Source organism: Paraburkholderia phenazinium (assembly GCF_900100735.1).
Taxonomy (GTDB): Bacteria; Pseudomonadota; Gammaproteobacteria; order Burkholderiales; family Burkholderiaceae; genus Paraburkholderia; species Paraburkholderia phenazinia.
The window spans coordinates 338,960-365,723 of the sequence record NZ_FNCJ01000005.1 but is presented as its reverse complement, the minus strand read 5'-3'; the positions used below and the strand labels follow the sequence as shown (position 1 = coordinate 365,723).

The following is a 26,764-nucleotide window of genomic DNA, read 5'->3' as shown; positions in this document are numbered from 1 at the left end:
CGGCACGCAGCGACCTGAAAAGCTTTGCTTTGTATTTCATCGGACACGGAGAAATCACATGTTCTGGGAGAAGAAGCTGGCGCAGTGGGTGGAAGACGTAAAAACCAAGGCGAACCTGCCAGCACGCCTTGTGCTTTGGGATGGCCAGCAACATGACTTCGGGCAGTTTGCCGCGCCCCAGGTCACGCTGCACGTGAAGAGCGCCACGGCGCTGCCGTATCTGCTCGAACCGAGCCTCGACAATCTGGGCGAGGCGTACGTGAAGGGCAAGATCGACATCGAAGGCAAGCTGTCGGACATCATCAACATCGGCTATTCGCTGGCACGCAACACCGTCACCAGCGCAAGCAAGCTGGCGCGGGTGCGACGCTACTTCAATCACTCGAAATCGTCGGACAAGAAGGCCATCCAGTATCACTATGACGTCTCGAACGAGTTCTACAAGCTGTGGCTCGACGAGAACATGGTGTACTCATGTGCGTACTTCGAAAACGGCGATGAAGATCTCGCCACCGCGCAGATCAAGAAGATCGACCACATCCTCACCAAGATCCAGTTGCAACCCGGTCAGCGTCTGCTCGACATCGGCTGCGGCTGGGGTGCGCTCGTGCTGCGGGCGGCCTCGAAGTTCGGCGCCAAGTGTCTCGGCATTACGCTGTCGCAGAATCAGTTCGACCTCGCCACCGCGCGCGTGAAAGCCGCCGGTCTGGAGAACCAGATCGAGATCCGCCTGCAGGACTACCGCGATCTCGAAGGCCAGTTCGACCGGATCACCAGCGTGGGTATGTTCGAGCACGTCGGGCGCAAGAATCTGCCGGCCTATTTCCAGAAGATCCGCGAGCTGCTGGTGGACGACGGCATTGCGATGAACCACGGCATTACGTCGAGCGATTCGGACAGTGGCGAGACCGCGCTCGGCGGCGGCGAGTTCATCGACCGCTACGTGTTCCCGGACGGTGAGCTGCCGCACATCAGCCTCGCGCTCGAAGCGATGCAGCGCGGCGGGCTCGAAGCGGTTGACGTCGAAAGCCTGCGCCGTCACTATGCGCACACGCTCGACATCTGGGCGGAAAATTTCGAAACCCACGCGGAAGAAGCACGCAAGCTCGTCGACGACGAAAAATTCCGCATCTGGCGCGTGTACCTGGCCGGCTGCGCGTATGCGTTCGAGAACGACGACGTGTCGATCTACCAGGTGGTATGCCGCAAGGCCGGCCGCAGCGCGAAAACCTTGCCGTGGTCGCGGCGGTATATGTACGACAAACCGCTGTGACGCGGTTGCGCCGGAGCGATGCACCGCCGCGCAGCCGCTCCGGCGCAACCTTTGACAGCAAGACCGGAACTCGATGGACGAAGGCGCAGCAAGCGAATTTCCCTCAGTGATGCGCGCAGGCGCGGACACTGACGCGCACAGGGAGAGCGTCACGCCGGACGTGGACGCGGAGCAACTGGATCTGTTTGGCATGCCGGTCGGCGCGCCCGTTTCCCCACCTACCCTTCAAGCCGCGCCGGGCAGCGGGTCAAGCACGACCCGGCCGCGTCAAGCGCGCCCCGTAATCGCCTCTCTGTGGGAAGAAGACGAGACGCAAGCCGCCGAGGCGGAAACCGCAGCGGAAGACGAAACCAACGCAGACGAAGCGCCCGCGCCGCCCGCCACCGCCCCCAAAAAGCGCCGCACCCGCGAGGTGCTGGCGGCCGAACCCTCCGCCGAAATACTGGAAATCGCCGCCGCGCTGCCGCCGCAGATTCACCTTGGCACGTCAACGTGGTCGTTTCCGGGCTGGAAAGGCATCGTCTACGGCGACGACTACAGCAACAGCAAACTGTCGCGCGACGGCCTGACCGCCTATGGCCTTCATCCGCTGCTGCGCACGGTCAGCATCGACCGCTCGTTCTATGCGGCGCTCACCGTCACCGACTACCTGCGCTATGCGCAGCAGGTACCGAAGCACTTCCGCTTCATAGTCAAGGCACCGGCCCTCGTTACGGATGCCACCGTACGCGCTGAGCGCGGCGAACCGGTCTCGCTCAACCCGTGCTTTCTGAACGCGCAACTGGCCGTCGACGAGTTCGTGCGGCCCTGCCTCGACGGACTCGGCGCCAAGGCCGGCGCGCTGGTGTTCCAGTTCTCGCCCTTGCCCGACCAGATGCTGGCTGACCCGGCCGGCTTTATCGAGCAACTCGCGGCCTTCCTCGCCGCGCTGCCACCTCTGCCCGGCGGTACAAGCTACGCGGTCGAGATTCGCGATGCATGCCTGCTGACGCCACGCTTCATCCGCACGCTGAAAGCGACCGGAGTGCGATATTGCGTGGGAATCCATGCGCGCATGCCGGACCCACTGCGCCAGGCAGCGGCGCTCGCGCTGCTCGACGGCGAGCCCGCGGGGCCGCTGGTCGTGCGCTGGAGCCTGCACGGCGGCTTCAAGTACGAACAGGCGAAGGCCAAATACGAGCCGTTCGACCGTCTGGTCGACGAAGATCCGGCCACCCGCACGGCGCTGGCCGAACTGGCCGCCCGTTATGCGATTGCCGGGCAGCCCGTGGTGATTGCGGTGAACAACAAGGCGGAAGGGTCGGCGCCGCTGACCTGCGTGAAACTCGCGCGGGCGATTGTCGAAGCCTACTTGCGTTTGCAGGACGAAGCAGCGCACGACGCGCAACCGGCAACACCGGCGCATGAGACTCCGTAGATCCAAACGCGCCGCGTGCGGCCGGGCCGAAGCCGCAGGGTAATCAACCCGCCTTCACCCGATGCGCGAACTTCTGGCGAAACTTCGCGACCTTCGGCGCCACCACGAACGAGCAATAGCCCTGGTTCGGATGCTGCGCAAAATAGTTCTGATGATAGGCCTCGGCCGGCCAGTAGTTGCCGTCGAGCGGCAGCACCTGGGTGACGATCTGGCCGCCGTAGATGCCTTCGGCGGCAATCTCGCGGATCGCCTGCAGCGCGGTCTCGCGTTGCGCCTCCGAGTGCGTGAAGATCACCGAACGGTATTGCGTGCCGACGTCGTTGCCCTGCCGGTTGAGCTGGGTCGGATCGTGGATCGCGAAGAAAATGTCGAGAATCTCGCGGTAGCTAATGCGCGCCGGATCGAAGTCGACCTTCACGACTTCCGCATGGCCGGTAGCGCCGTCGCACACCTGCTCATAGGTCGGCCGCTCCACCTGGCCACCCGCATAGCCGGACTCCACGGCATTGACGCCGTCGACGCTGAGAAACACCGCTTCGAGACACCAGAAACATCCGCCGCCAAGGGTGGCGACTTCATCTGTCTGACTCATGCTGCCTGCTCCTAGTTGATTGCCACCTGCCAACTTGCGGGGCCCAGCTAGCCGGGCCACCCTGCCTGGGCACCGCGGCCGGGCAACTCCGCATTGCCGCTCAGGGTGACAAGTCCGGCGGCATTTGCCGGATACCCGCATGAAGCGGGCCACGCCCCCAACAGCGGCTAGCGGTTTCAATAGCGGTAGCGGCCAAGGTTCGCGGCCAGTCCACCCGCGATTCCGTTAAAATTGGGACAAATCGCCGAATTTCCACATGACTTTCGATTCAATTTATTCCCTTTGCGCGCAACCCGCAGCCGCCCGACCAGCCCAGTGGACCTGCCACCAATGAAGCGCGCCTCGCCGCCCAACTTCGACCAGCTCGCCTTCAAAAAGGCGCTGGGCCAGTTCGCCACCGGCGTCACCGTCATTACGACACGGACGGACTCGGGCCAGTTGATCGGGATCACGGCCAGTTCATTCAATTCGGTATCGCTCGCGCCGCCGCTCGTGCTGTGGAGCCTCGCGACGCGTTCGGCGTCGATGTCGGCGTTCCAGGCGAACAGTCATTATGTGGTCAACGTGCTGGCCGCGTCGCAGCTCGATCTGTGCAAACGCTTCGCCACGGTGAAGGGCGACCGCTTCGAGGGCGTTTCGCACGCAGCGGGCGATTCCGGCATGCCGGTGCTCGACGGTGCGCTGGCGTGGTTTGAATGCCACAACCGCAGTCGCTACGAGGAAGGCGACCACGTGATTTTCGTCGGCGAAGTGGAGCGCTGCGGCATCCGCGAGGATGCCGCCGAGATCGCCCCGCTGGTATTCCAGAACGGCCAGTTCCACGGACTGAAGCCGCTCTAGGCCCTCAGTCGCCCGCGGCCACGCTGCTTCTGACCGACGCCCCCGGCACCAGCGCCACCGGCACGCCCGAATCCTCCTTGAGCGTCTGCAGCACGATGTTCGAGCGGATATCCATCACGCCGGGCGCCTTATACAGCCGCTGCAGCACGAAGTCCGAATAGTGCTTGAGGTTATGCGCGAGCACCCGCAGCAGGTAATGGGTCTCGCCCGTCACGACGAACGCCCCGACCACCTCCGGCCAGTCCCGCAACGCCTCGGCAAAGCGCTCGTGCCAGTTTTGCTGGTCGTTGCGCATCGACACCTGCACGAATGCCTCCAGTTCGAAGCCCAGCACCTCGCGGTTCAGGCACGCCCGGTAACGTTCGATCACCCCCTGCTCTTCCAGCAAGCGCAACCTGCGCAGGCACGCGGAGGGCGAGAGCGAGATTCGCTCCGCCAGGTCGAGATTGCTGATCCGTCCCTCTTGCTGAAGCACCGTCAAGATACGGCAATCGGTGGCGTCGAGCGAGATCGCGTTCATATTCGGTCTCCCTTTCCTATTTGAATCAAATTATGTTCCAAGGGAGACCAAAAAACGAGATTTTTTCGCAAGCACATTTCGCCACGCCTTGCCTATCATTCGAGGCATACACAGCAAGGCACATCGGAGACATGACTACACTCTGGGACATCACCCCCGCCGTCGACACCGCGACGCCCGTCTGGCCGGGCGATACGCCAGTCACGATCGAGCGCGTCTGGCGCATGGAAGCCGGCTCGCCGGTCAATGTCGCCCGGCTCACACTCTCGCCGCACACCGGCGCGCATACCGATGCACCGCTCCATTACGACGCCGAGGGCGCCGCCATCGGTGCCGTGCCGCTCGACGCGTACCTGGGCCGCTGCCGCGTGATTCACTGCATCGGCGCGGCGCCGGTCGTCACGCCCGAGCATGTGGCCGGTGCGCTCGACCGTCTGCCGCCGCGCGTGCTGCTGCGCACCTACCAGCAGGCGCCGACCACGGCGTGGGACAGCGCGTTCTGCGCGGTCGCGCCGGAGACGATCGACCTGCTGGCGGCCCATGGGGTCAAGCTGATCGGTATCGACACGCCGTCGCTGGACCCGCAGGAATCGAAGACCATGGACGCCCATCACCGCATCCGGGCGCACCGCATGGCGATTCTCGAAGGCATCGTGCTGGATGCGGTGGCGCCGGGAGACTACGAACTGATCGCCCTGCCGCTCAAATTCGCCACGCTCGATGCGAGCCCGGTGCGCGCCGTGCTGCGCGCCCTGCCCGCCGCAGACCTCACCTGATCCCCCTTATTTTTTGACTCTGGACCATCATGAAGAATCGTGACGAAGCCGTAGCGCTCGACCGCGCCGACCCGCTGGCCCCGCTGCGCAATCAGTTCGCGCTGCCCGCGAGCACCATTTATCTCGACGGCAATTCGCTCGGCGTGCCGCCCGCCGCAGCCGCGCAGCGTGCGCAGAGCGTGATCGCCGCCGAATGGGGCGAAGGACTGATCCGCAGCTGGAACAGCGCGGGCTGGTTCACGCTGCCGCGGCGCCTCGGCAACAAGCTCGCGCCGCTCATCGGCGCGGCGCACAACGAGGTGGTCGTCACCGATACGATTTCGATCAACCTGTTCAAGCTGCTCTCGGCCGCTGTGCGCGTCGCTAACGAACGTGACCCGAAGCGGCGTGTGATCGTCTCAGAGCGGTCGAATTTCCCGTCCGACCTGTATATCGCGCAAGGCCTGATCGAGCAGCTCGACCGGGGTTACGAGCTGCGCCTCGTCGACGATCCGTCCGAACTGCCGGCGGCGATCGGCGACGATACGGCAATCGCGATGATCACGCACGTCAACTACCGCACCGGCTACATGCACGACATGGCCGCGCTGACCAGGCTGATTCACGACAAGGGCGCGCTTGCGCTGTGGGATCTGGCGCATTCGGCCGGGGCGGTGCCGGTGGATCTGAACGGCGTCGGCGCTGACTACGCGGTGGGCTGCACCTACAAGTATCTGAATGGCGGCCCCGGGTCGCCGGCCTTCGTATGGGTGCCGCATCGCCATCAGAATGCATTCGCGCAGCCGCTGTCGGGCTGGTGGGGCCATCGCGCACCGTTCGAGATGAACCCGGTCTACAAGCCGGACGACGGTGTGGGACGCTTTTTGTGCGGCACGCAGCCGATGGTGTCGATGGCGCTGGTCGAATGCGGCCTGGATGTGTTCCTGCAAACCGATATGCAGGCGATCCGCCGCAAGTCGCTGGCGCTGACCGATCTGTTTATCGAACTGGTCGAATCGCGTTGCGCCGAGTTTCCGCTCACGCTCGTCACGCCGCGCGACCACGCGCAGCGCGGCTCGCATGCGAGCTTCGAACATCCGCACGGCTATGAAGTGATGCAGGCCTTGATCGCGCGCGGCGTGATCGGCGACTATCGCGAGCCGCGTGTGTTGCGCTTCGGCTTTACGCCGCTGTACACGCGCTTTGTCGATGTGTGGGATGCCGTCGAAACGCTGCACGAGGTACTCGCCAAAGAGACCTGGCGTGCGCCCGAATTCGCCGCTCGCGGCGCGGTGACCTGAGGAGCCTGCGATGACCGATCATATGCAAACGCCGGGAATTCCTGGTTCGCCGGAAGCGTCCGGTGCCGCGCCGGCCCAAGGCGGATGTCCCTTTGGTCACGGCAGCGGCGCTGCTGCGGCCCACGTTGCTTCGGCACCGCACGTGCCGGCGGCGGACGACGACGGCTGGCATAACGCCCAGCTCGATTTTTCGAAGTCGATGAGCTATGGGGATTACCTGTCGCTTGGCTCGATTCTCTCCGCCCAGCATCCGCTCTCGCCCGATCACAACGAGATGCTGTTCATCATCCAGCATCAGACCAGTGAACTGTGGATGAAGCTCGCGTTGTATGAGCTACGTGCTGCACTCGATGCCGTGCATCGCGACGAATTGCCGCCCGCGTTCAAGATGCTGGCGCGTGTCTCGCGCATCATGGAGCAACTGGTGCAGGCGTGGAGCGTGCTGTCGACGATGACCCCGTCGGAATACACGGCGATGCGTCCTTATCTGGGCAGCTCGTCCGGATTTCAGTCGCATCAGTACCGGCAGATCGAATTCCTGCTGGGCAACAAGAATGAGCTGATGCTGAAGCCGCATGCGCATCGGCCTGACGTGCTCGCTGAGGTTAAGGCGACGCTAGAGGCGCCTTCGTTTTATGACGAAGTGATCCGCCTGCTGGCGCGACGCGGCTTTGCGATCGCACCGGAGCGCCTGGAGCGCGACTGGACGCAGCCGACTACGCACGATGCGTCGGTGGAAGCGGCGTGGCTCGAGGTCTATCGCAATCCGTCACAGCACTGGGAGTTGTACGAGATGGCCGAGGAGCTGGTCGATCTGGAAGACGCGTTCAGGCAGTGGCGCTTCCGGCATGTGACGACGGTTGAGCGGATCATTGGCTTCAAGCAAGGCACAGGCGGCACGAGCGGGGCAGTGTATCTGCGCAAGATGCTAGACGTGGTGCTGTTTCCGGAGTTGTGGCACGTAAGGACGATGCTCTAGTCCACTTGCCCAGCAAGCGTATTCAGTCAGGCACGGCGCGCATGCATCTCAGCGCGCCGTGAAACCCCCATCAATCGGCAACGCCACTCCGCTGATCATCGAAGCCGCATCGCTCAGCAGAAACAGGATCGGCTCCGCCACCTCATGCGGTTCAGCAAACCGCCGCAACGGAATCCCCTGCAGCGCCGGTTCGCGTTTAGCCGGATCGCTCCACGCCTGCACGGCCATCGGCGTGAGCGTCACCGTCGGATTCACGCTATTCACCCGAATCCCGTGCGGCCCGAGTTCGATACACAAGGCTCGCGTGATCGCATCCATCGCCGCTTTCGACGCGGAATAACTGAGATGATCGTCGAGTGCGACGAGCGCCGCCTGGCTCGACACATTGACGATGCTGCCCTGCCGCTTGCCGTCGATCATCCCCCGCGCCACGTGACGCGCCACTAGCGCGGCACCGCGTGCGTTGACCGCCATCACGTGGTCGAAACTCGCGGCGCTCGTATCGATCGCCCGTTCGAGCAGCGCGATGCCCGCACAATTCACGAGGCCATCGAAAGGATCGAGACCCGTCAGCGCATCGTCGATCGCAACAGGATCGCCGACATCGAGCACCAGCGGCTCGCAGCCGGTCTCCTCCGCAAGGCGCGCCAGTTCGTTGACGTTACGCGCCGCCGCGACGACGCTCGCGCCGCTCGCGCACAGCAACTCGACGGTGACACGGCCAATGCCGCTCGAAGCACCCGTCACAAGCACCGAGCGTCCGGAAAAGTCGAAAGTCGTTTTCATTTGGGCTGCAGCCGGTGCATGACCGGTTTCAAGGCAGGGTACAAATCAGTGTAGACGCCAAAACGCTCCGCATACAAAGCGACGCGTTGCGGATCCGGCTGGGCCCGCTCGATCAGCTTGACCCATCCGCCTTGCGCGGCCTCATGCGACACCAGCTTGACGCCCACGGCCGCCAGCAGCGCGGCGCCCATTGCCGCCTCCACTTCCTGCTCGATGGTGAAGACGGTATAGCCGGTGATATCGGCAATGATCTGCATCCACATGTCGGAATGGGCCGCACCGCCCACGACGATCAGCTTGTCGTCGAGCGACTGCGCGCCTTTACGTCCCGCTTCGATATTGTGCTTGAGCGCAAACGACACGCCTTCCAGCACCGCACGATACAAATGCGCCCGCGTATGAAACAGGCTCAAGCCGACAAACGCGCCGCTCGCCTTCGCATCCCACACAGGGCTGCGCTCACCCATCAAATACGGCAGAAACAGCACGCCATCGGAGCCGGCTGGAATTTTCGCCGCGGCCTCTTCGAGCAGCGTATGCGGATCGCCATGCGTCAACGAACGGGCCGCTTCGGTCTCGGCATGGCAGAACTGCTCGCGATACCACGTGACCGATGCGCCCGCCGTAATCGCGCCGCCGAAGATATAGATATCGTGCTGGCCGTTGAACACGTGCGGCATGCTGACCAGGCCATGACGCGCATCGACTTTCTGGTTGATATAGCCCCAGCACATGCTGGTGCCGATCATCGCAACATGCTGTCCAGCACGCGTGACGCCCGCGGCAAACGTCGCCATGGCCGCATCGACACCACCCGCAACGATCGCCGTGCCGGCCTTCAGGCCGAGCTGATCGGTCCATTGCGACAGCAGGCCACCCACCACTTCGGATGAGTCGACCAGCCGATCCGGCATCATGGTTGCCGGAATGCCCAGCATATCGAGCGCTTCGTCCGACCAGTCGCGCCGCGCAATGTCGTACACGCCACCAATGTTGCCCGCCGAACTGTGATCCACCGCCACTTCGCCAGTCAGCAGGTAGATCAGATACGCATTGGGTGGCAAGAAATAACGCGTCTTCGACCACACGTCCGGCTCGTGTTCGCGCAACCACAGCATCTTCGTATAGCCGTAGTAGCTGTCTACGCCGTTGCCGGTAATCGCATACAAGCGCTCGAGGTCGACGTTCTCACGCACCCATTCGACCTGATCGGTCGCCCGGCGATCCATCCAGATCAGGCATGGATAAAGCGGGCGCATTTCGCTGTCGACCGGAATGCCCGAACCGCCGTACAGGCTGCTCACGCAGACCGCCTTGATAGAGGCAGCGGAGATGCCCTCCACTTTGGCCTTTTCGACACAACGCGAAATACAGCCCACCACCGCCTTCAACCACACCGAAGGCCACTGTTCGGCCCATAGCGGTTTCGGGGTATCCGGCTGATAGCTGCACGCGTGTTGCGCGATGATCGTGCCGTGCTGATCGACGACTAGCGCCTTGGTACTCTGGGTGCCGATATCGACGCCGATAACGTAATCCATAAAGTCTCCGTTCTTGTGCCGCTTCTTGCGTGCGCTCGTGGGCGCTTTCGTGCTGGGCGACGGCGCATGGCTAACGCGCTGCGCCCAGGCACAGGCTCACGCTCAAGTGCGCGGCTTCATCAACACCTTGATCGAATCGAGCGAGTTCGCGACCTTGATCGCCTCGTCCCATTCTTCCAGCGAAAAGCCGTGAGTGACAATGCCCTTCGACGTCACCAACCCGCGCGCCAGCAGATCGATAGCAATCGGATAGCAGTACGGCCCCAGATGCGCGCCGCGCACATCGAGCTCTTTGCGATCGCCGATCACCGACCAATCCATTGTAGTCTCGCTGCCGAACACAGAAAACTCGACGAAGCGTCCGAGCTTGCGAATCAGATCCATGCCCTGCGTGACGCCGGCAGGCACGCCGGTGGTTTCGATGTAGACGTCGCACCCATAGCCCTGCGTCAAGGAGTGGATAATCGCCAGCGCATCGTCCTGCTTCGGATTGATGGTCACGTCCGCGCCATACTCGCGGGCGAGCGCAAGACGCTCTTCCACCAGGTCGATCACCACCAGCTTCTTCGGCGTTTTCAGATGCGCGACCTGCACCATCATCAAGCCGAGCGGTCCCGCGCCGGCGATCACCACTACATCGTCGAGCTGCAGATCGCCGCGGTTGACCGTATGAATCGCACAGGCGAGCGGCTCGATGATTGCCGCATCTTCCAGCGAGATGCCATCGGGAATCTTGTGCACGATCGCAGTCGGCGGAATACGCATGTACTCGGCCATACCGCCGTCCGCGACCTCGCGCTGGAAGCCGAAGATGTTATGCACTTCGCACATCCAGTACTGGCCGGATCTGCAATAGCGGCATTTGCCGCACGGCACGATCTGTTCGGCAATCACGCGGTCGCCCACCTTGACGTCGAAATGTTCGGCCGCGCCCTCGCCCAGTTCCTCGACAAAGCCGAAGAACTCGTGCCCCGGAATCACCGGCGCTTTCACCCATGGGCTCGGGCCGCCCCAAAACATCCTGGCGCCGGAATGGCACTTGCAGTCGCTCGCGCAAATACCGCACGCAGCGATGCGGATCACCAGTTCATGTGCGCGTGCCTTAGGCTTGGCCACCTGCTCGACACGGTAGTCCTTAGGTGCATGACAGACGATGGCTGTCATGTTGTGTGCGTTATCTTGAGTCGTCATTGCATTGTCCTGCGAGAAAGGAAAATCAATCGATCGAAGAGGCAGATCACTTGCGGCGATCGCGGCTGATATAAATCGCGAGCAGGATGATTCCGCCCTTGATCACGTTCTGCACGTAGGGGTTCACGCCGACCATGTTCAGGCCGTTGTTCAGCACGCCGAGCAAGAGCGCACCGATCAACGTGCCGATAATCGAGCCGCGCCCGCCGGAAATCGACGTGCCGCCCATCACCACCGCAGCAATCGCGTCGAGTTCGAAGCCAATGCCGGCGTTCGGCTGACCGCTCATCAAGCGCGCGGTGAGCACGATGGAAGCGAACGCGGAGGTCAGCCCCGCCAGCATGTAGACGATCAGCTTCACGCGGGCCACTCGCACACCGGACAGTCGCGTGGCCTGTTCATTGCCGCCGATCGCGTAGACGTAGCGGCCGAACGGCATGCGTTCGAGCAGCACCCACGCAATCGCATAGATCACCAGCATGATCACGACGGGCGCCTGAACGCCGAGCACCTTGCCGCTGCCGAAGAAGCTGACCCAGTCGGGCAGGCCGTCGATCGGATAGCCGCCCGTGTAGATCAGCGCCAGACCGCGCGCAATCCCCATGGTCGCGAGCGTGACGATGATGGGCGGCATGCCGGCGTAAGCGACGAAAAAGCCGTTCGCTGCGCCGAAGCCGAGGCCCACCGCGATGCCGACCACCAGCGCCGCCGCCGCATTCATCCCAGCAACCATCAGACCCGCAGCAAGCGTGCCCGACAGCGCCATCACGGACCCCACCGACAGGTCGATGCCGCCCGTCAGGATCACACAGGTCATGCCGACCGCGATGATGGCGTTGATCGATACCTGACGCAGCACGTTCTCGATGTTCGCCGCCGACAGAAAGCTGTTGCTCGCGAACACCATGACGACGCACACCACAGCCAAGCCGACGAACGGATAGAAGACCGTCGAGCGCTTCAGGCTGGCCCACGAGAGACGAACCGGCGCCCCGGCCGTGTTGCCGCTGACGGTGGAGGTCTTGGGCGATGAGGAAGGATTAGGCGTGTTCATGAGTTGCTCCACGAGAAGAGCCGGCTGTCGCGTAAGTCATCACGGCGTTCGAGTCGATCTGGTCGCCTTCGAGGATCGCTTCGATGCGGCCCTGGCGAAACACGGCTACGCGGTCGCACATGCCGACGACCTCCGGCAATTCGGACGAGATCATGATGATCGAGTAGCCGCGCGCGGTGAGTTCGCGCATCAGCAGGTAGATCTCCGCTTTCGCGCCGACGTCGATGCCGCGTGTCGGTTCGTCGAAGATCAGGATGTGGGTGTGATGGTTGAGCCAGCGTGCAATCACCACCTTCTGCTGATTGCCGCCGGAGAGCGTTGCCACCTCGGTATGCATGCTTGGCGCCTTGACGCCAACGCGCTTCATAATGTCGGCAGTCGAGCGCGCTTCGCTGCGCCGGTCGATAAAGAAGCGCAGCGAACGGTATTTGCCGAGGTTGTTGATCGAGATGTTTTGCTTGATCGAGAAGTCCGTCACGAGCCCCTCGGTCTTGCGGTTCTCCGGCAGGATGCCGACACCCGCTTTTAAAGCGTCCGCAGGATCCGAGAGGTTCGCAACGGCGCCATTGATGCGAATGTCCTTGACGTGAGCCGGGTCCGCGCCGATCACCGCCAGCGCGGTTTCGGTACGGCCAGAGCCGACCAGTCCAGCGAAGCCGAGAATCTCGCCTTCGCGCAGCGAGAAGCGGTTTACCGGCCCGTCTTTTTGTAGCTGCAACGCGTTCACGTCGAGCACGACTTTCGCATCGCTGCGCAGCGTCGGCTTGGGCGGAAAGCTGCTTTCGATGCGCCGCCCCACCATCATCTCGACGAGCCGCCCGACATCGGTGTGCGCCACCTCCGTCACACCGACGTATTGGCCGTCGCGCAGCACGGTAATGCGGTCACAGACTTCGAATATCTCTTCGAGGTGGTGCGAGATGAAGATCATCGCTACCCCCTGCTGCTTCAGTTCACGCATGATTGCAAACAGGTGCTCGGCCTCGGCTGGCGTGAGCGTCGCCGTCGGTTCGTCGAGAATCAGGATGCGCGCATTGAGCGAGAGCGCCTTGCCGATTTCCACGAACTGCTGCTGCGCAACCGACAATTCGCGGATCTCCACCGACAGGTCGATCGTCACGCCCAGCCGCACAAAAATCTCCGCCGCGGCGCGCCGCATCCGCGCTCGGTCGAGCATGCCCAGGCCATTGCGCAACTCGCGGCCAAGAAACATATTCTCCACGGCATTCAGATACGGAATCAGGCTGAACTCCTGAAACACGATCCCCACACCGGCGGCCACCGCGTCGTGATAGTTGCCGAAGTGCCGCTCCTCGCCCTCGAGCGTAATCGTCCCTTCGTCGGGCTGATAGATGCCGGACAAAATCTTCATGAGTGTCGACTTGCCCGCGCCGTTCTCGCCGAGCAACGCATGAATCTCGCCACGTGCGATCTCCAGGTGAATGCCCTGCAGCGCCTTCACGCCGGGGAAGCTCTTGGTGATGCGGTCAAGCTTGAGTATCGAGTCCATCGGCTCCTCCTTTGCTGCACGAGCGGCGCGGCATGCTTCAAAAGCTCGCCACGCCGCGCGCGTACGGCTTACCAGCTAAAGCCCCTGGCGTTGCTCTTGTCGACCAGCTTTACGTCGACCGGGATGGCTTTCGGTACATTGGCGCCCCACTTTTTGGCGAGCGCAACGCCGACCGCGATGCGCACCTGGTCAGCAGGGAATTGCGCCGAGGTCTCGATGAACTTCGAGTTTGGCTTCTGGATCGCCGTAATCGCTTCCGGCGCGCCATCCACGCTCGACAGCTTGATGTCCTTACCCGACGATTCGATCGCCGAGAGCGCTCCCATCGAGCCGCCGTCGTTCACGCTGAAAAGACCCTTGAGATTCGGATGCGCCTCGATCATGTTTTCGGTGACCGTCAGCGCCGTGGCGCGCTCCTGCTTGCCGTTCTGCGTATCGACGATCTTCACGTTCGGAAACCTGGCGAGCGCCGCCTTGCAACCGCGTACGCGCTCCAGAATCGGCACCACGGGAATGCCATCGAGAATCGCCACTTCACCGCTGCCGCCAATTGCTTTGGCGAGGTAATCGCAGGACATCTGGCCGGCATCGAAATTCTTCGAGCCGACGAACGAGTCGACCGGACCGTTCGCGTTCGCATCGACCGCCACCACCACCACACCAGCCTTCTTCGCCGATACGACTGCCGACTGAATGCCGGTCGAATCCGTCGGGTTCACCAGCAGAATGTCGATCTTCTTCTGCAGCATGTCCTCGACATCGCTCACCTGTTTGCTCACATCGTGGTGCGCGTCGGTGACCACGACATCTGCGCCGATCGTCGCCGCCGCATCGTTTAAGGCCTTTTGCATCGTCACGAAGTAGGGATTGTTCAGTTCCTGAAACGTCATGCCGATCTTCAGCGGCGCGGCGTGTGCAGCGCTCGCGCCGACCAGCGACATGCCGAGCGCGAGCGCGGCGCTCAGGGCCGGCAGACGTGCAAGGCGTACGAGGGGATTGAACGGGAGCGGCTTCAGCGTGGTTTGCGTCATGGTTGTCTCCAGATCTTGAGGATGAGCTTGTCCCTCGCGTGGTCTTGAGCCACGCGATGAGCGTTGAAACACGGGTGAGGCGAAGCGTTACGTCGGTGGATACGCGGCTGGGTTAAGCCGCGTGTGGCTGGGGGTCTGGACGGCCGGGACGATCGCCGGCGCGTTGGCGATGCCGACGCCGCGGGCCGCCGCTTCCTCGGAGGCGTCGCGGCTTGCGTCGTTCGACTGCTGGTAACGGCGGAACTTCGAGGGCGCCATGCCCTTGGCGATCAGGAACTGCCGGTTGAAATTGGACAGGTTGTTGAAACCGACCTTGTAGCAGATGTCGGTCACGCTCAACTCGGCGTCCATCAGCAACTGGCAGGCGAGATTGATGCGCATGCGGTTCACGTACTGCACGAACGGCATGCCGGTATGACGGCGGAAATAGCGCGAGAATGCACTGACGCTCTGGCCCGCCAGTTGGGCGAGATCCGACTCACGCAACTCGGAGGACAGATTTTTGCCGATATACGACAGCGCATGATTGATGCGCGTCGCGGCGAAGCCGGTCGGGTCAGCCTGATACGCCGGGCTCGCCAGCAGTTCGGTATCCTGAGCGCTCACCAGCACTTCGAGCATCGACATGAACAGCACGATACGGCGCAGGCCACGTGCATCCAGCAACTCGATAAACAGCGGCCGGATCGCCGCACTGGTTTGCGCATCGAACGACACGCCACGCCGCGAGGCCGCCAGCAAAGCCTCCACCTGACGCCACTCGGGAAAGCTCTCCATGCAGTGCGCGACGAACTCCTGACCGAACTGCACGACCAGATTGCGCTGCTCGATGGTTTCGCCCTCGGGCACGTCGCTCACCCAGTTGTGCGGCAGGTTCGGCCCCATCAGCACCAGATTGCCAGGCGCGAAGCTGCCAATGTGATCGCCGACGAACATCTTGCCCGTGGTCGCCACGATCAGATGGATTTCGTATTCGGGGTGGAAATGCCAGCGCACCGTACGGTACGGATAACCGTGGTACCACGCCTTGAACGATTCGTCGCGGCGCACAGCCACGAGTTCGAGATCGGGTTGCACGTGTCTTCCTCCATTGAAGCGGCTTGGCTGCAGCGCTGGTTTTTAGCGCGCCGCCGGGCTTCGGTTTGTGTAACGAAAATTACCCCCCAAAGGCGCGCCGCACCACTAAAAATGAAACCGCTGACCGATACTTTTTTGCATTCGGGTTAGTCCTGACGCTTTCGATGTCAAATTTGATGCAATGCAGCAGCCCCGCGAAGCGGCTCCGCAGAACGTCGCGCACGGCCCGCTTGCTCCGTACAAGGCCCGCCGCGCGGCGCTGCGCCACAGATTGAGGCGTTTGCCGCCTTGACTTTCGATTCGCCGGGTACGATCATTCGCTCACATACAGAGCAAATGCTCCAAATCAGAAAATGCACGCCTCTACCGGCCAACTCCGGTCGACATAGGAGACACACATGAACAGTGGCCAAAGCGGCGTCGCGGACGCCCACGTGATCTTGCACATTGGCGCAGGATCGTTTCACCGCGCCCACCAGGCGTGGTATCTGCACCGGTTGAACGAGCTACGCAAGGAAGGCGAAGCGCGCTGGTCGCTCACGGTGGGCAATATTCGCGGCGACATGAATCCCGTGCTCGAAGCGCTCGCGGCGCAGGACGGCGTCTATACGCTCGAAACCGTCACGCCCGGCGGCGAACGTGCGTATGAGACAGTGCGTTCGATCGAACGCGTGGTGCCGTGGTCCGACAGCCTCGACGGGCTGATCGAAGCCGGCGCCGATCCGGCCTGCAAGATCATTGCGTTCACCGTCACCGAGGGCGGCTATTACCTCGACGAGCACGACCGGCTCGATACCGCCCTCCCCGATCTCGCCGCCGATCTGAACGGCGCCCACACCACCATCTACGGCGCGCTGGCGGCGATTCTCGAGGCACGCATGCAGCGCAATGCCGGCCCGGTGACGCTGCAAAGCTGCGACAACCTGCGCAGCAACGGCGAGCGCTTCCATGCGGGGATGAGCGAGTTTCTCGAGCGGCGCAACGCCAACGCGCTGCGCGCCTGGTTCGACGCCAACACGACCTCGCCGAGTTCGATGGTCGACCGCATCACGCCACGCCCTACCCCCGACGTGCGCGAGCGCGTGCTCGCCGCCACCGGCTTCGACGACGCGGTGCCGGTAATGGGCGAAGCGTTTATCCAGTGGGTGATCGAGGACCGTTTCTGCGCCGGACGTCCTGCGTGGGAGCGGGTCGGCGCGGAACTGGTCGACTCGGTCGTGCCGTACGAAGAAGCCAAGATCCGCATCCTGAACGCCACCCATAGCTGCATCGCTTGGGCGGGCACGCTGGCCGGGCTGAACTACATCCACGAAGGCACGCTCGATCCGGAGATCCGCCAGTTCGCCTTCGATTACGTCACGCAGGACGTGATTCCCTGCCTCACGCCGAGCCCGCTCGATCTGGCGCGCTATCGCGATGTCGTGTTGGACCGTTTCAGCAATCCGCATATCCAGGACACCAATCAGCGCGTTGCGGCCGATGGCTTTTCGAAGATCCCCGGTTTCATCGCGCCGACGCTCGCCGAATGTTTCGAGCGCGGCGTCGAACCGGCGGCCACTGCGGTGCTGCCGGCGTTGTTCTTCCGCTTTCTCGACCGCTGGCAGGCCGGCAAGCTGCCGTATGCGTATCAGGATGGCGTGATGGACGAACGCGTCGCGCGCGGCTTCTTTGCCGCGCCCGATCCACTGCAGGCGTTCTGCGCCGACCGGCTGCTGTGGGGCAGCATGGCGCAGACGACGCATCTGGAGAAGGCGTTGCGCGGTGCATTGGCCCGCGTGGATGCGTGGCTCGCCAGGTCTAACGCCCATGGCATCCCCCGCCATGTGAGGCTAAAGTAGCGCATCCCCAACGACGAAGGTTCCGCGCCCATGTATCTCGGCATCGACCTCGGCACGTCCGAAGTGAAAGTCCTGCTGCTCGCGTCCAACGGCCGCGTGGTCGGTACGGCAGGCTCTCCGTTCACCGTTTCGCGCCCGCATCAGCGCTGGGCCGAACAGAATCCCTGCGACTGGTGGGACGGCACTCGTGCCGCCCTGTTCGCGCTGCGCGCAAAGCATCCTGACGAGTTCGCCCAGGTGCGCGGCATCGGCCTGTCCGGGCAGATGCACGGTGCGGTACTGCTCGATGCGCAAGACCGTGTGCTGCGCCCGGCGATCCTGTGGAACGATATGCGCAGCGTGGAGGAATGCGCCGAGCTGACCGCACGCGCACCCGAACTGCATCGGATTGCCGGCAACCTCGCCATGCCCGGCTTCACCGCACCCAAGCTGCTCTGGGTCGCGCGCCACGAGCCGGAGATTTTCCGGCAGATGGCGAGCGTGCTGCTGCCGAAGGATTATCTGCGGCTGCAACTGACGGGCGACAAGGTCTCCGATCCGTCGGATGCCGCGGGCACGCTATGGCTCGATGTGGCGAAGCGCGATTGGTCCGACACGCTGCTGGCCGCCTGTGACATGCGCCGCGCGCAGATGCCGCGCCTCTGCGAAGGCAGCGAATCGTCCGGCACCTTGCGCGCCGACGTGGCCCGCGAGTTCGGCCTGAGCGAAGCTGTGGTGGTCGCAGCGGGCGGCGGCGACAACGCGACGAGCGCCATCGGCATCGGCGCGACGCAACCGGGCGACGGCTTCGTCTCGCTTGGCACCTCGGGCGTGCTGTGCGTGGTCGGCGACAGTTTCCGGCCCAATCCGGCCTCCGCCGTGCACGCGTTCTGCCATGCGATTCCGGACCGCTGGCATCAGATGAGCGTCGTGCTCTCCGCGGCCAGTTGCCTGCGCTGGGTCTGCAAGCTCACCTCCACCGACGAGCCCACGCTGCTCGCCGAAATCGAAGCGCTCGCGCCCGAGGCGTTGGTAAGCGCGCCGTTCTTCCTGCCCTATCTGTCCGGCGAACGCACACCCCATAACGATCCGTATGCGCAGGGCGTGTTCTTCGGCATGAACCATGCGACCGATCGCGCGCTGCTCGGCTATGCGGTGCTCGAAGGCGTGACTTTCGCGCTGACGGACGGGCTCGATGCCCTGCGCGCGGCCGGTACCGAAACGAACGCACTATCGCTGCTCGGCGGCGGTGCGCGCAGCAGCTACTGGGCGCAGTTGCTCGCCGACGCGCTCAATACCACCACCCGCAAGCACGGCGGCGGCGAGACGGGCGCGGCGCTCGGCGCGGCCCGCCTCGGCTGGCTGGCGGCAGGCGGCGATCCGGCGCAGGTGCTGACCAAGCCGCCGGTGGAAATGGAGTTCACGCCGGACCCGGTGAGGCGCGCGGCATTGCGCTCGCGCCTCGATGGTTTCCGGGCGCTGTACCGACATGTGCGGCCGCTGTTCGACCCGTCGCGCGAGCAGCTGGCTTAGTGACGACGTCCATGCCGACATCAGCAGGCTGAGCCGCTGCTATCATCGGCGCCAACCACAAGAAGCCCATCGTGCCCAAGTCCAACGAAAAACTCGATCTCGCCACGCGCGCCGCGTGGCTCTATTACGTCGCCGGCAATACGCAAAATGAGATCGCGGAGAAGCTGCAGGTCTCGCGCCCGGTAGCGCAGCGGCTGGTCGCGTTCGCGGTCGAGAAGAACCTGATCCGCGTGCGCGTCGATCATCAGCTCGCGGATTGCCTCGCGCTCGCCGAGCAGTTGTCGAAGCGCTATGGGTTGTCGATGTGCGAGGTGGTGCCGGTCGACAGCGACAGCGCCGAGGAGATCGACCGCAAGCTGGCCGTCGCCGGTGCGCAGGTGATGGAACGCTACCTGAACGAAGAAAAGCCGATGGTGATCGCGGTGGGCAGCGGCCGTACGCTCAAAGCCGCGGTCGATCAGATCGCCCAGCTAGACCGCCCACAGCACCGCTTGGTATCGATGGTCGGGGCAATCGCCCAGGACGGCTCCTCGAACCGCTATGACGTCGCGCTGCACATTTCGGAGAAGACCGGCGGCAAGCATTTTCTGCTGCCCGCGCCGCTGCTCGCCGATAGCGAAGCCGAGCGTGCGCAGTGGTGCAATCACCGCCTGTACCGGATCGTCGAATCGCTGACGAGCGAAGCGGATGTCGCGTTTGTCGGGATCGGCAATGTCGGGCCGCATTGTCCGCTGCACGAGGACGGTTTTATTACGGCAGCCGAAGTGAAGGAACTGGTGCAACGCAAGGCGGTGGCCGAGATGCTCGGCTTGCCGATCGATGCCTCGGGCGCGCATGTCGAATCGCCGACGGGTCAGCGTGTCACCAGCGTGGCGCTGGATTCGCCGCCGCGGCGGCCCACGATTGGCTTCGCCGGCGGCGAGCGCAAGCACGATGCGGTGATCGCGGTGCTCAAGGGCGGCTGGCTGTCGGGGCTGGTGACTGACGAGTTGTGCGCACGGGCCGCGCTGGAAGCCTGAACGAACAAGCGGAGACGCCAGTCATGCTTCGGCGGATGCCCTCCGCCGAACCGGCCCATGCGGGATAAAGCACCGCCCCGGTGCACGCAGCGGTGCCACGCCGCGAGCGCGGCGCGACGCCCCAAGCTGCGCCGCCCTCGCGGCGCATCCAGCCTCCCCCAACTCAAGCCGCCAGCACCTCGACGATCTTGCGCTGGAACGCCTTGCCTTCAGCGTCGAACAGATGGCAATGCTCAGGCGTCGCGCCGAGCTTCTGCGTTTCGCCCTTCGTATGCCGTTCAAGCGGCGGAATCCGTGCAATCAGCCCCTCCGGCGACACGCTCGATTCCGCGTACAGATACGCCGCGTCGCCCAGCGACTCGACCGCCATGGTGCGCGCCGAGACGCCGTCGTCCGACATGCCCACATGCAGATGCTCGGGGCGAATCCCGACCGTCACCTTGTCGCCCTGCTTCACCGCGCCCGGCTCCACCGCCACGCGCTGGGTCTCGCCGGTTTCATAGCGCACCGTGACGCCGTCGTGCGTGACCGACTGCACCACGCCTTCCATGAAGTTCATCTTCGGCGAGCCGATAAAACCCGCCACGAAGCGGTTAGCCGGCGCGTGATACAGCATCGTCGGACTGCCAACCTGCTCCACGTTGCCCGCCGAAAGCACCACGATCTTGTCGGCCAGTGTCATGGCTTCGACCTGATCGTGCGTCACGTAGATCATGGTGGTCTTCAGTTCGTCGTGCAGACGGGCGAATTCCAGCCGCATCTTCACGCGCAGCGCGGCGTCGAGGTTCGACAGCGGTTCGTCGAACAGGAACACCTTCGGCTTGCGCGTGATCGCGCGGCCAATCGCCACCCGTTGCCGCTGACCGCCCGACAACTGTTTCGGCTTGCGATCGAGCAGGTGGTCGATATGCAGGATCTTCGCTGCATTGCGCACCGCCGTGTCGATCTCCGGTTTCTTGGTGCCGGCGAGCTTGAGGCCGAAGGCCATGTTGTCGTACAGCGTCATGTGCGGATAGAGCGCGTACGACTGGAACACCATCGCGATACCGCGCTTGGCCGGCGGGATATCGTTCACGCGCGTGCCGTCGATATTCAGATCGCCGCTGGTGATGTCTTCGAGGCCTGCGATCATGCGCATCAGCGTGGATTTGCCGCAGCCGCTCGGGCCGACGAACACCACGAATTCACCGTCCGCGATGTCGAGATTGATGTCGCGCATCACTTCGTTGTCGTCGTAGGCCTTTCTGATGTTGCGCAGCGTTAAGCTTGCCATGATGTGTCTCCGTGTGTTGCTCGTACTACGTTAAACCAGTCGACTGCGCCTGCTGACAGCCCTCTTTGGGCATCGTCATGGCAGCGCCTCCCTCAATGCAATTCTGCCGTCACCCGCAGCGTCCATTGCGCCGCCAGCGCGGGCAGTTGCGTCATGTCGTCGAATACGTGGCTCGCACCCGCGGCGCGCAACGCGCCGATCTGCGCATCGCTCGCGTGACCGCCGCCGATAAAAGCAAGCACCGTCATGCCCGCTGCGCTTGCCGCCGTGACGCCGGTGACGCTGTCCTCCACCACCAGGCAGGCCGTGTTTGCGATGCCGAAACCTTGCGCCGCCGCCAGATACACATCGGGGGCCGGCTTCGGCAGTGCCACCGAATCCGCGCAATAGAGCCTCCCGCCGAAGAACGGCTCGAGGCCCGTACGCGTCAGCACCGTCTGCACATACGCCTTGAAGCTGTTGCTCGCACAGGCCTTGATGAGCGGAATCTGCGCGAGCGCCTCGGCAATGCCGGTCACGGCGGGCGCCTGCATCGCCGCGGCTTCGACCGCATGACGAATCGCCTCCATGTCGGCTGCGCTCAAACTCCGGCCAAGTTGCGCTGCGGCATTTTCGAGCACCCGTTCGATGCGCAGCCCGAGCAGCGGCAGTACCACCGGTTCGACGTCGGTGTCCGGCCAGCGCGCCTGCAGTTCGTGCACCAGCATGCGCGCCGCCACCGCTTCGCTGTCGATCAGTACACCGTCGCAATCGCAGATCAACGCCAGCCGGACTTCGCTCGCGGGGTTGCCGCCGTTGCCTGTCACGGGTTTAACGGTCATTTAACCGCCCCGAAGGTCAGGCCACGCACCAGTTGCTTCTGCGACAGCCAGCCGACGATCAGGATCGGCGCCACCGCCAGCAGCGAAGCGGCCGAGAGCTTGGCCCAGAACAATCCTTCAGGACTCGAATACGACGCAATAAACACGGTCAGCGGCGCTGCGTTCGAACTTGACAGGTTGATGCTCCAGAACGCCTCGTTCCACGACAGGATCACCAGCAGCAGTGCGGTCGACGCGAGACCCGGCAGCGACATCGGCATCAGCAGGTAGACGATTTCCTGCCAGGTTGCCGCGCCGTCGATACGCCCGGCTTCGAGAATGTCGCGCGGGATCTCGGCGAAGTACGTGAAGGTCATCCATACCGCAATCGGCAGGTTGATCAGCGTGTAGATGATGATCAGCCCCGAGACGGTATCGAGCATCCCGGTGTTCTTCCACAGCAGATAAATCGGCACCAGCACGCCGACCGACGGCATCATCTTGGTCGACAGCATCCACAGCAGCAAACTCTGCGTGCGGCGCGTCGGAAAGAACGCCATCGCATAGGCGCAGGGCACGGCAAGCAGCAGGCAAACCACCGTCACGCCCGCCGAGATCATCACCGAATTCCAGGCGAACGAGAAATAGTTGCTGCGCGCGAAGACCTCACGAAAACTGTCGAGCGTCGGGATGAAAAACAGCGACGATGCGTAGGCCTGTTGCTCGGTCTTGAACGCGGTGATCGTCATCCAGAAGATCGGGAAGAACAGCAGCAGCGCGATCGCCCAGGCAAGCACACCGGGAATGGCGCGCTTGAAGACGGCCCACGGCGCGTTCTTCGATGAAGTCGTCGTCGAGGCGACGGGTGAAGCGGCAACGTGGCTCATTTTTCGTACTCCCCTTTCAGGTTCTTCGCGAGCATCCGCACAAGGAAGAACGACACAATGTTGGCCAGCACCACGGCGAGAATCCCGCCCGCCGAGGCAAGCCCGACGTCGAACTGTTGCAGGCCGAGCGCGTAGATCAGGTAAGACAGCGTGGTGGTCGCTGTGCCCGGGCCGCCGCCGGTGGTCGTGTAGATTTCCGCGAAGATCGACAGCAGGAAAATGGTTTCCATCATCACCACCACCGCAATCGCCCGTCTCAGGTGCGGCAGCGTGATGTAGAAGAACATCGAGAAAGCGCCCGCACCGTCGATCTTGGCCGCTTCCTTCTGCTCCTGGTCGAGCGACTGGATCGCGGTGAACAGAATCAGGAAGGCGAACGGCAGCCACTGCCACGAGACGATCATGATGATCGCGGTGAGCGGATAGTCGGCGAACCAGTCGATCGGTGTCAGGCCGATGGCGCGCATACCCTGCGCGATCAGGCCGTACACCGGGTGCAGGATCATGTTCTTCCAGATCAGCGCGCTCACGGTCGGCATCACGAAGAACGGCGCAATCGCCAGCAGCCGGGCGATACCCTGGCCGTAGAACTTGCGGTCGAACAGCACCGACATCAGCACACCGCCCACCACCGTAATCACCAGCGTGGCGACGATCAGTTCGAGCGTATGAAAGATCGACGGCCCGAACGACGGATCGGTGGCGAGGTACTTGTAGTTGTCGATGCCGGCAAAACCCTTTTCATCCGGGTTGAGCAGGTTGTAATGCGTGAACGAAAACCAGATCGTCATCGCCAGAGGAATCGCCATCCACAGCACCAGCACGGCGGTGGAGGGTGTCACTAGCCAGCGTGCGGACGCGGCCTTGCGCGTTTCGCGCTCTTTTTCAGTCTGGGGATGGGCATGCATGAGAGGAAGGCGCAGAGGACGCATGATGTGACCACCTGTACGGTAATGCGCGGGATACGCGCGGCTGAGGTTCAACCCGGGCGCCGCCGGTCGCGGCGAGGCAAGTGCGACCGGTACATGGCTGGCTCAGGCGTAACGGTTCAGCCGTGACGGCCCGCTGTGCTGCAAGGGCCGGCTGACTGGCGTCAGCCGGCGTGTTTCACGTCACTTCAGATAACCCGCCTGACGCACGGCGCGTTCGGCGGTGGCCTGCCCGGCTGCCAGAGCCTGATCGACCGTCATCTGGCCGGCCAGCGCACCCGAGATGCTCTGACCCACTACCGTGCCGAACGACTGGAACTCAGGAATGCCGACGAACTGCACACCGGTGTACGGCACCGGCTTGAGCGTCGGATGATTCGGGTCAGCCGTTTCGATCGCCTTCAGCACGAAGTCGGCAAACGGGGCCGCCGCTTTGTACTCAGGACGTGCATAGGTCGACTGACGGGTTCCCGGAGGCGCCGAGGCCCAGCCTTCGTCCTTCGCGACCATCTCGATGTATTCCTTCGAGGTCGCCCAGGCGATGAACTTCTTCGCCGCGTCAGCCTGCTTCGACGACTTCGGAATCGCCAGCGCCCAGGCCCACAGCCAGTGAGCGCCGTGCGGCGTGACTTCGATCGGGGCTGCCGCGAAGCCAACCTTGTCGGCAATCTGCGATTGCTGCTTGTTGTACAGCATGCCGGCCGCCACCGTCGCATCGATCCACATCGCGCACTTGCCCGATGACATCAGCGTCAGGTTCTCGTTAAAGCCGTTCGAGCTCGCTCCCGGAGGGCCGTCTTTCTGCAGCAGGTTGACGTAGAAGGTGATGGCCTTCTTCCATTCCGGCGAGGTCAGTTGCGGTTCCCACTTCTCGTTGAACCAGCGGCCGCCGAAGGTGTTCACGACCGTGGTCGCGTATGCCATGTTTTCGCCCCAACCGGCCTTGCCGCGCAGGCAGATGCCGTAGACGCCGTTGGCCTTGTCGGTCAGCTTGTCGGCGAACTGCTGGATCTGGTCATAGGTCGGCTGATCCGGCATCGTCAGACCCTTCGCCGCAAACAGGTCCTTGCGGTAGTAGGTCATCGAGCTTTCGACGTAGAACGGCAACGCATACAGCGAGCCGTTGTAGGACAGCCCGTCGCGGGCCGTCTTCACGACGTCGTTCAGATCGTAGCTGGCGGGCAGGTTCGTGATCGGCGTGAGCCAGCCGCGCTTGCCCCATTGCGGCGTCTCGTAGGCGCCGATCGTCATCACGTCGAACTGGCCGCTGCCAGTCGTAATGTCGGTGGTGGCGCGCTGACGCAGCACGTTTTCTTCGAGAATCACCCAGTTGAGCTTGATGTCCGGATTGGCCTGCTCGAACGCCGGCGACAGCTTCTTCAGCTCGATCATGTCCGGGTTGTTCAAGGTCGCAATCGTCACGGTCGCGGCCGACGCGTTCAGTGCTGCGCACGCGACAGCGGCGGCGCCGACCGCCTTGAGCGCGGGTTTCATGGCTGCTTTCATCACTTGTCTCCTTTCTAGTACGTTATGTTTGACTGCGTTGTTATACAAAAGGGGCGGCGCGCTGGCGAAAGCGCATTTCTTAGCTCATCCAGTTGCCGCCGTCGACGTTCAGAGTTTGCGCGGTGATGTAATCGGCATCGGCCGAAGCCAGGAACAGCGCCGCGCCGGTCAGGTCTTCGGGCAAGCCCATGCGGCCCAGCGGCACCGCCTCTCCGACCAGACGCTTCTTCTCGCCCGGCTGTCGGTTCTCGTAGCGGGCGAACAGCGCATCGACCTGATCCCACATCGGCGTATCCACGACCCCGGGGGCAATCCCGTTGACGTTGATCTTGTGCGGCGCGAGTGCGAGCGCCGCCGACTGTGTATAGCTTAGTACGGCCGCCTTGGTTGCGCAGTAGTGCGAGACAAGTGCCTCGCCGCGCCGGCCCGCCTGCGACGACATATTGATGATCTTGCCGCCGTGGCCCTGCTCGACCATGCGCTGCGCAACCGCTTGCATCAGGAAGAACATGCCTTTTACATTGACCGAGAACAGGCGGTCGAAGACGTCCCAGGATTCGTCGAGAATCGGGCGCATGTCGAACAGCGCCGCATTATTGAAGAGGATGTCGATCTGGCCGAAGCGTTCGAGGGCGCTCGCGACAATCCGTTGAATGTCGTCGCGACGCGTGACATCGGCGCTTAGTGTCAGGACCCGGTCGCCCTCGGTTTCGCGCAGCGACTGGGCAAAGCTGTCGGCCGGCTTCACGTCGACCAGCACGCAGCGCGCACCTTCGTCGAGATACCGGCGGGCCACGGCTTCACCAATACCGCTTGCCGCACCCGTGAGAATCGCTACCTTCCCTTGCAATCGCGCTGACACTGCATGTCTCCAGTTCGGTTCGAGTTTTACCGCGCGGTGAGCGAACGCTCGTTGCGTGATCATTTGCTCTGTTAGTGATCGAATGATCGGATACGTGTCCGGTCATGTCAAGGCGGTTAACGAGATTTCGATGGTGCAGCGCGGCAGGACGCGCGCACTCGCGCCGCGGCCCGGCTCGACGGCCACGCGAGCCGCCGCGGGGCCGCGCCACGCCCCTGCCCAATCGCCACGGCGGCATGCCGATCAAGGTCGGGACACGGGTCGACGGCGG

The 26,764-nt window shown here is 63.4% G+C and carries 24 protein-coding genes; 9 read left to right on the top strand and 15 right to left on the bottom strand.

Features of this window, described 5'->3' with window-relative positions; genetic code table 11:
* Positions 1-58 precede the first annotated feature (58 nt).
* Both BLQ92_RS14410 and BLQ92_RS14405 read left to right on the top strand, forming a co-directional pair.
* Complete coding sequence (locus tag BLQ92_RS14410) at positions 59-1,273, top strand: SAM-dependent methyltransferase (protein ID WP_090685163.1); 1,215 nt, start codon at positions 59-61, stop codon at positions 1,271-1,273.
* Positions 1,274-1,346: 73 nt separating this feature from the next.
* Positions 1,347-2,690: a DUF72 domain-containing protein gene (locus tag BLQ92_RS14405; RefSeq protein WP_425312425.1), complete on the top strand. Its 1,344-nt coding sequence runs from the start codon at positions 1,347-1,349 to the stop codon at positions 2,688-2,690.
* Between the two features lie 43 nt (positions 2,691-2,733).
* Here BLQ92_RS14405 and msrA read toward each other — a convergent pair whose 3' ends face one another.
* Positions 2,734-3,282, bottom strand: coding sequence for a peptide-methionine (S)-S-oxide reductase MsrA (gene msrA / locus BLQ92_RS14400; RefSeq protein ID WP_090685162.1), 549 nt, complete (start codon positions 3,280-3,282; stop codon positions 2,734-2,736).
* Between the two features lie 330 nt (positions 3,283-3,612).
* Between msrA and BLQ92_RS14395 the strand changes: the two genes are divergently transcribed.
* Positions 3,613-4,122 (top strand): flavin reductase family protein, encoded by a 510-nt coding sequence (locus tag BLQ92_RS14395; protein ID WP_090685161.1) that lies wholly within the window; start codon positions 3,613-3,615, stop codon positions 4,120-4,122.
* Positions 4,123-4,126: 4 nt separating this feature from the next.
* On the opposite strand, the gene BLQ92_RS14390 is transcribed toward BLQ92_RS14395, so the two are convergent.
* Positions 4,127-4,642 carry an Lrp/AsnC family transcriptional regulator gene (locus BLQ92_RS14390; protein ID WP_090685160.1) on the bottom strand — a complete coding sequence of 172 codons (516 nt, stop codon included), beginning with the start codon at positions 4,640-4,642 and terminating at the stop codon, positions 4,127-4,129.
* A gap of 131 nt (positions 4,643-4,773) precedes the next feature.
* On the opposite strand from BLQ92_RS14390, the gene kynB reads away from it, so the two are divergent.
* The 3 genes from kynB to kynA are packed head-to-tail and all read left to right on the top strand — an operon-like array spanning position 4,774 to position 7,677.
* Entirely contained in the window at positions 4,774-5,418 is a 645-nt protein-coding gene (gene kynB / locus BLQ92_RS14385; RefSeq protein WP_090685159.1) for an arylformamidase, read from the top strand.
* Between the two features lie 29 nt (positions 5,419-5,447).
* A complete protein-coding gene (kynU, locus tag BLQ92_RS14380) occupies positions 5,448-6,698 on the top strand; it encodes a kynureninase (RefSeq protein ID WP_090685158.1) in 1,251 nt (416 codons plus the stop codon).
* A 10-nt stretch (positions 6,699-6,708) separates the two neighbouring features.
* Complete coding sequence (kynA, locus tag BLQ92_RS14375; RefSeq protein WP_090685157.1) at positions 6,709-7,677, top strand: tryptophan 2,3-dioxygenase; 969 nt, start codon at positions 6,709-6,711, stop codon at positions 7,675-7,677.
* A gap of 48 nt (positions 7,678-7,725) precedes the next feature.
* On the opposite strand, the gene BLQ92_RS14370 is transcribed toward kynA, so the two are convergent.
* The 7 genes from BLQ92_RS14370 to BLQ92_RS14340 all read right to left on the bottom strand — a co-directional run bounded on the left by BLQ92_RS14370 (position 7,726) and on the right by BLQ92_RS14340 (position 15,867).
* Positions 7,726-8,463: an SDR family oxidoreductase gene (locus BLQ92_RS14370; RefSeq protein ID WP_090685156.1), complete on the bottom strand. Its 738-nt coding sequence runs from the start codon at positions 8,461-8,463 to the stop codon at positions 7,726-7,728.
* Positions 8,460-10,004, bottom strand: a complete 1,545-nt coding sequence (locus BLQ92_RS14365) for an FGGY-family carbohydrate kinase (RefSeq protein ID WP_090685155.1) — start codon at positions 10,002-10,004, stop codon at positions 8,460-8,462. Before BLQ92_RS14365 ends, BLQ92_RS14370 begins: the two co-directional genes overlap by 4 nt.
* A 102-nt stretch (positions 10,005-10,106) precedes the next feature.
* A complete protein-coding gene (locus BLQ92_RS14360; RefSeq protein WP_090685154.1) occupies positions 10,107-11,195 on the bottom strand; it encodes an alcohol dehydrogenase catalytic domain-containing protein in 1,089 nt (362 codons plus the stop codon).
* A gap of 46 nt (positions 11,196-11,241) precedes the next feature.
* Positions 11,242-12,249: an ABC transporter permease gene (locus BLQ92_RS14355; RefSeq protein ID WP_090685153.1), complete on the bottom strand. Its 1,008-nt coding sequence runs from the start codon at positions 12,247-12,249 to the stop codon at positions 11,242-11,244.
* Positions 12,236-13,759 (bottom strand): sugar ABC transporter ATP-binding protein, encoded by a 1,524-nt coding sequence (locus BLQ92_RS14350; RefSeq protein ID WP_090685152.1) that lies wholly within the window; start codon positions 13,757-13,759, stop codon positions 12,236-12,238. The genes BLQ92_RS14355 and BLQ92_RS14350 overlap by 14 nt, the downstream gene beginning before the upstream one ends.
* A 68-nt stretch (positions 13,760-13,827) precedes the next feature.
* Positions 13,828-14,790, bottom strand: a complete 963-nt coding sequence (locus tag BLQ92_RS14345) for a substrate-binding domain-containing protein (RefSeq protein ID WP_425194888.1) — start codon at positions 14,788-14,790, stop codon at positions 13,828-13,830.
* Between the two features lie 87 nt (positions 14,791-14,877).
* Positions 14,878-15,867, bottom strand: coding sequence for an AraC family transcriptional regulator (locus tag BLQ92_RS14340; RefSeq protein WP_090685151.1), 990 nt, complete (start codon positions 15,865-15,867; stop codon positions 14,878-14,880).
* Between the two features lie 398 nt (positions 15,868-16,265).
* Here BLQ92_RS14340 and dalD point away from each other — a divergent pair, with 398 nt between their 5' ends.
* The 3 genes from dalD (at position 16,266) to BLQ92_RS14325 (ending at position 20,236) form a co-directional block, all read left to right on the top strand.
* Positions 16,266-17,705 (top strand): D-arabinitol 4-dehydrogenase, encoded by a 1,440-nt coding sequence (dalD, locus tag BLQ92_RS14335; protein WP_090685150.1) that lies wholly within the window; start codon positions 16,266-16,268, stop codon positions 17,703-17,705.
* A gap of 30 nt (positions 17,706-17,735) precedes the next feature.
* Positions 17,736-19,217 carry a xylulokinase gene (gene xylB / locus BLQ92_RS14330; protein ID WP_090685149.1) on the top strand — a complete coding sequence of 494 codons (1,482 nt, stop codon included), beginning with the start codon at positions 17,736-17,738 and terminating at the stop codon, positions 19,215-19,217.
* A 71-nt stretch (positions 19,218-19,288) separates the two neighbouring features.
* Complete coding sequence (locus BLQ92_RS14325) at positions 19,289-20,236, top strand: sugar-binding transcriptional regulator (RefSeq protein WP_090685148.1); 948 nt, start codon at positions 19,289-19,291, stop codon at positions 20,234-20,236.
* A gap of 163 nt (positions 20,237-20,399) precedes the next feature.
* Here the strand turns inward: BLQ92_RS14325 and BLQ92_RS14320 are convergent, their stop codons facing one another.
* From BLQ92_RS14320 to BLQ92_RS14295, 6 genes are all read right to left on the bottom strand, one after another.
* Positions 20,400-21,509 (bottom strand): ABC transporter ATP-binding protein, encoded by a 1,110-nt coding sequence (locus BLQ92_RS14320; protein ID WP_090685147.1) that lies wholly within the window; start codon positions 21,507-21,509, stop codon positions 20,400-20,402.
* A 92-nt stretch (positions 21,510-21,601) separates the two neighbouring features.
* Positions 21,602-22,330, bottom strand: a complete 729-nt coding sequence (locus tag BLQ92_RS14315) for an HAD family hydrolase (RefSeq protein ID WP_090685146.1) — start codon at positions 22,328-22,330, stop codon at positions 21,602-21,604.
* Complete coding sequence (locus BLQ92_RS14310) at positions 22,327-23,196, bottom strand: carbohydrate ABC transporter permease (RefSeq protein ID WP_090685145.1); 870 nt, start codon at positions 23,194-23,196, stop codon at positions 22,327-22,329. The genes BLQ92_RS14315 and BLQ92_RS14310 overlap by 4 nt, the downstream gene beginning before the upstream one ends.
* Positions 23,193-24,128: a carbohydrate ABC transporter permease gene (locus BLQ92_RS14305; protein ID WP_090685285.1), complete on the bottom strand. Its 936-nt coding sequence runs from the start codon at positions 24,126-24,128 to the stop codon at positions 23,193-23,195. The genes BLQ92_RS14310 and BLQ92_RS14305 overlap by 4 nt, the downstream gene beginning before the upstream one ends.
* 180 nt (positions 24,129-24,308) lie before the next feature.
* Positions 24,309-25,631 carry an ABC transporter substrate-binding protein gene (locus BLQ92_RS14300; protein ID WP_090685144.1) on the bottom strand — a complete coding sequence of 441 codons (1,323 nt, stop codon included), beginning with the start codon at positions 25,629-25,631 and terminating at the stop codon, positions 24,309-24,311.
* A gap of 79 nt (positions 25,632-25,710) precedes the next feature.
* A complete protein-coding gene (locus tag BLQ92_RS14295) occupies positions 25,711-26,493 on the bottom strand; it encodes an L-iditol 2-dehydrogenase (RefSeq protein WP_090685143.1) in 783 nt (260 codons plus the stop codon).
* Positions 26,494-26,764: the final 271 nt, after the last annotated feature.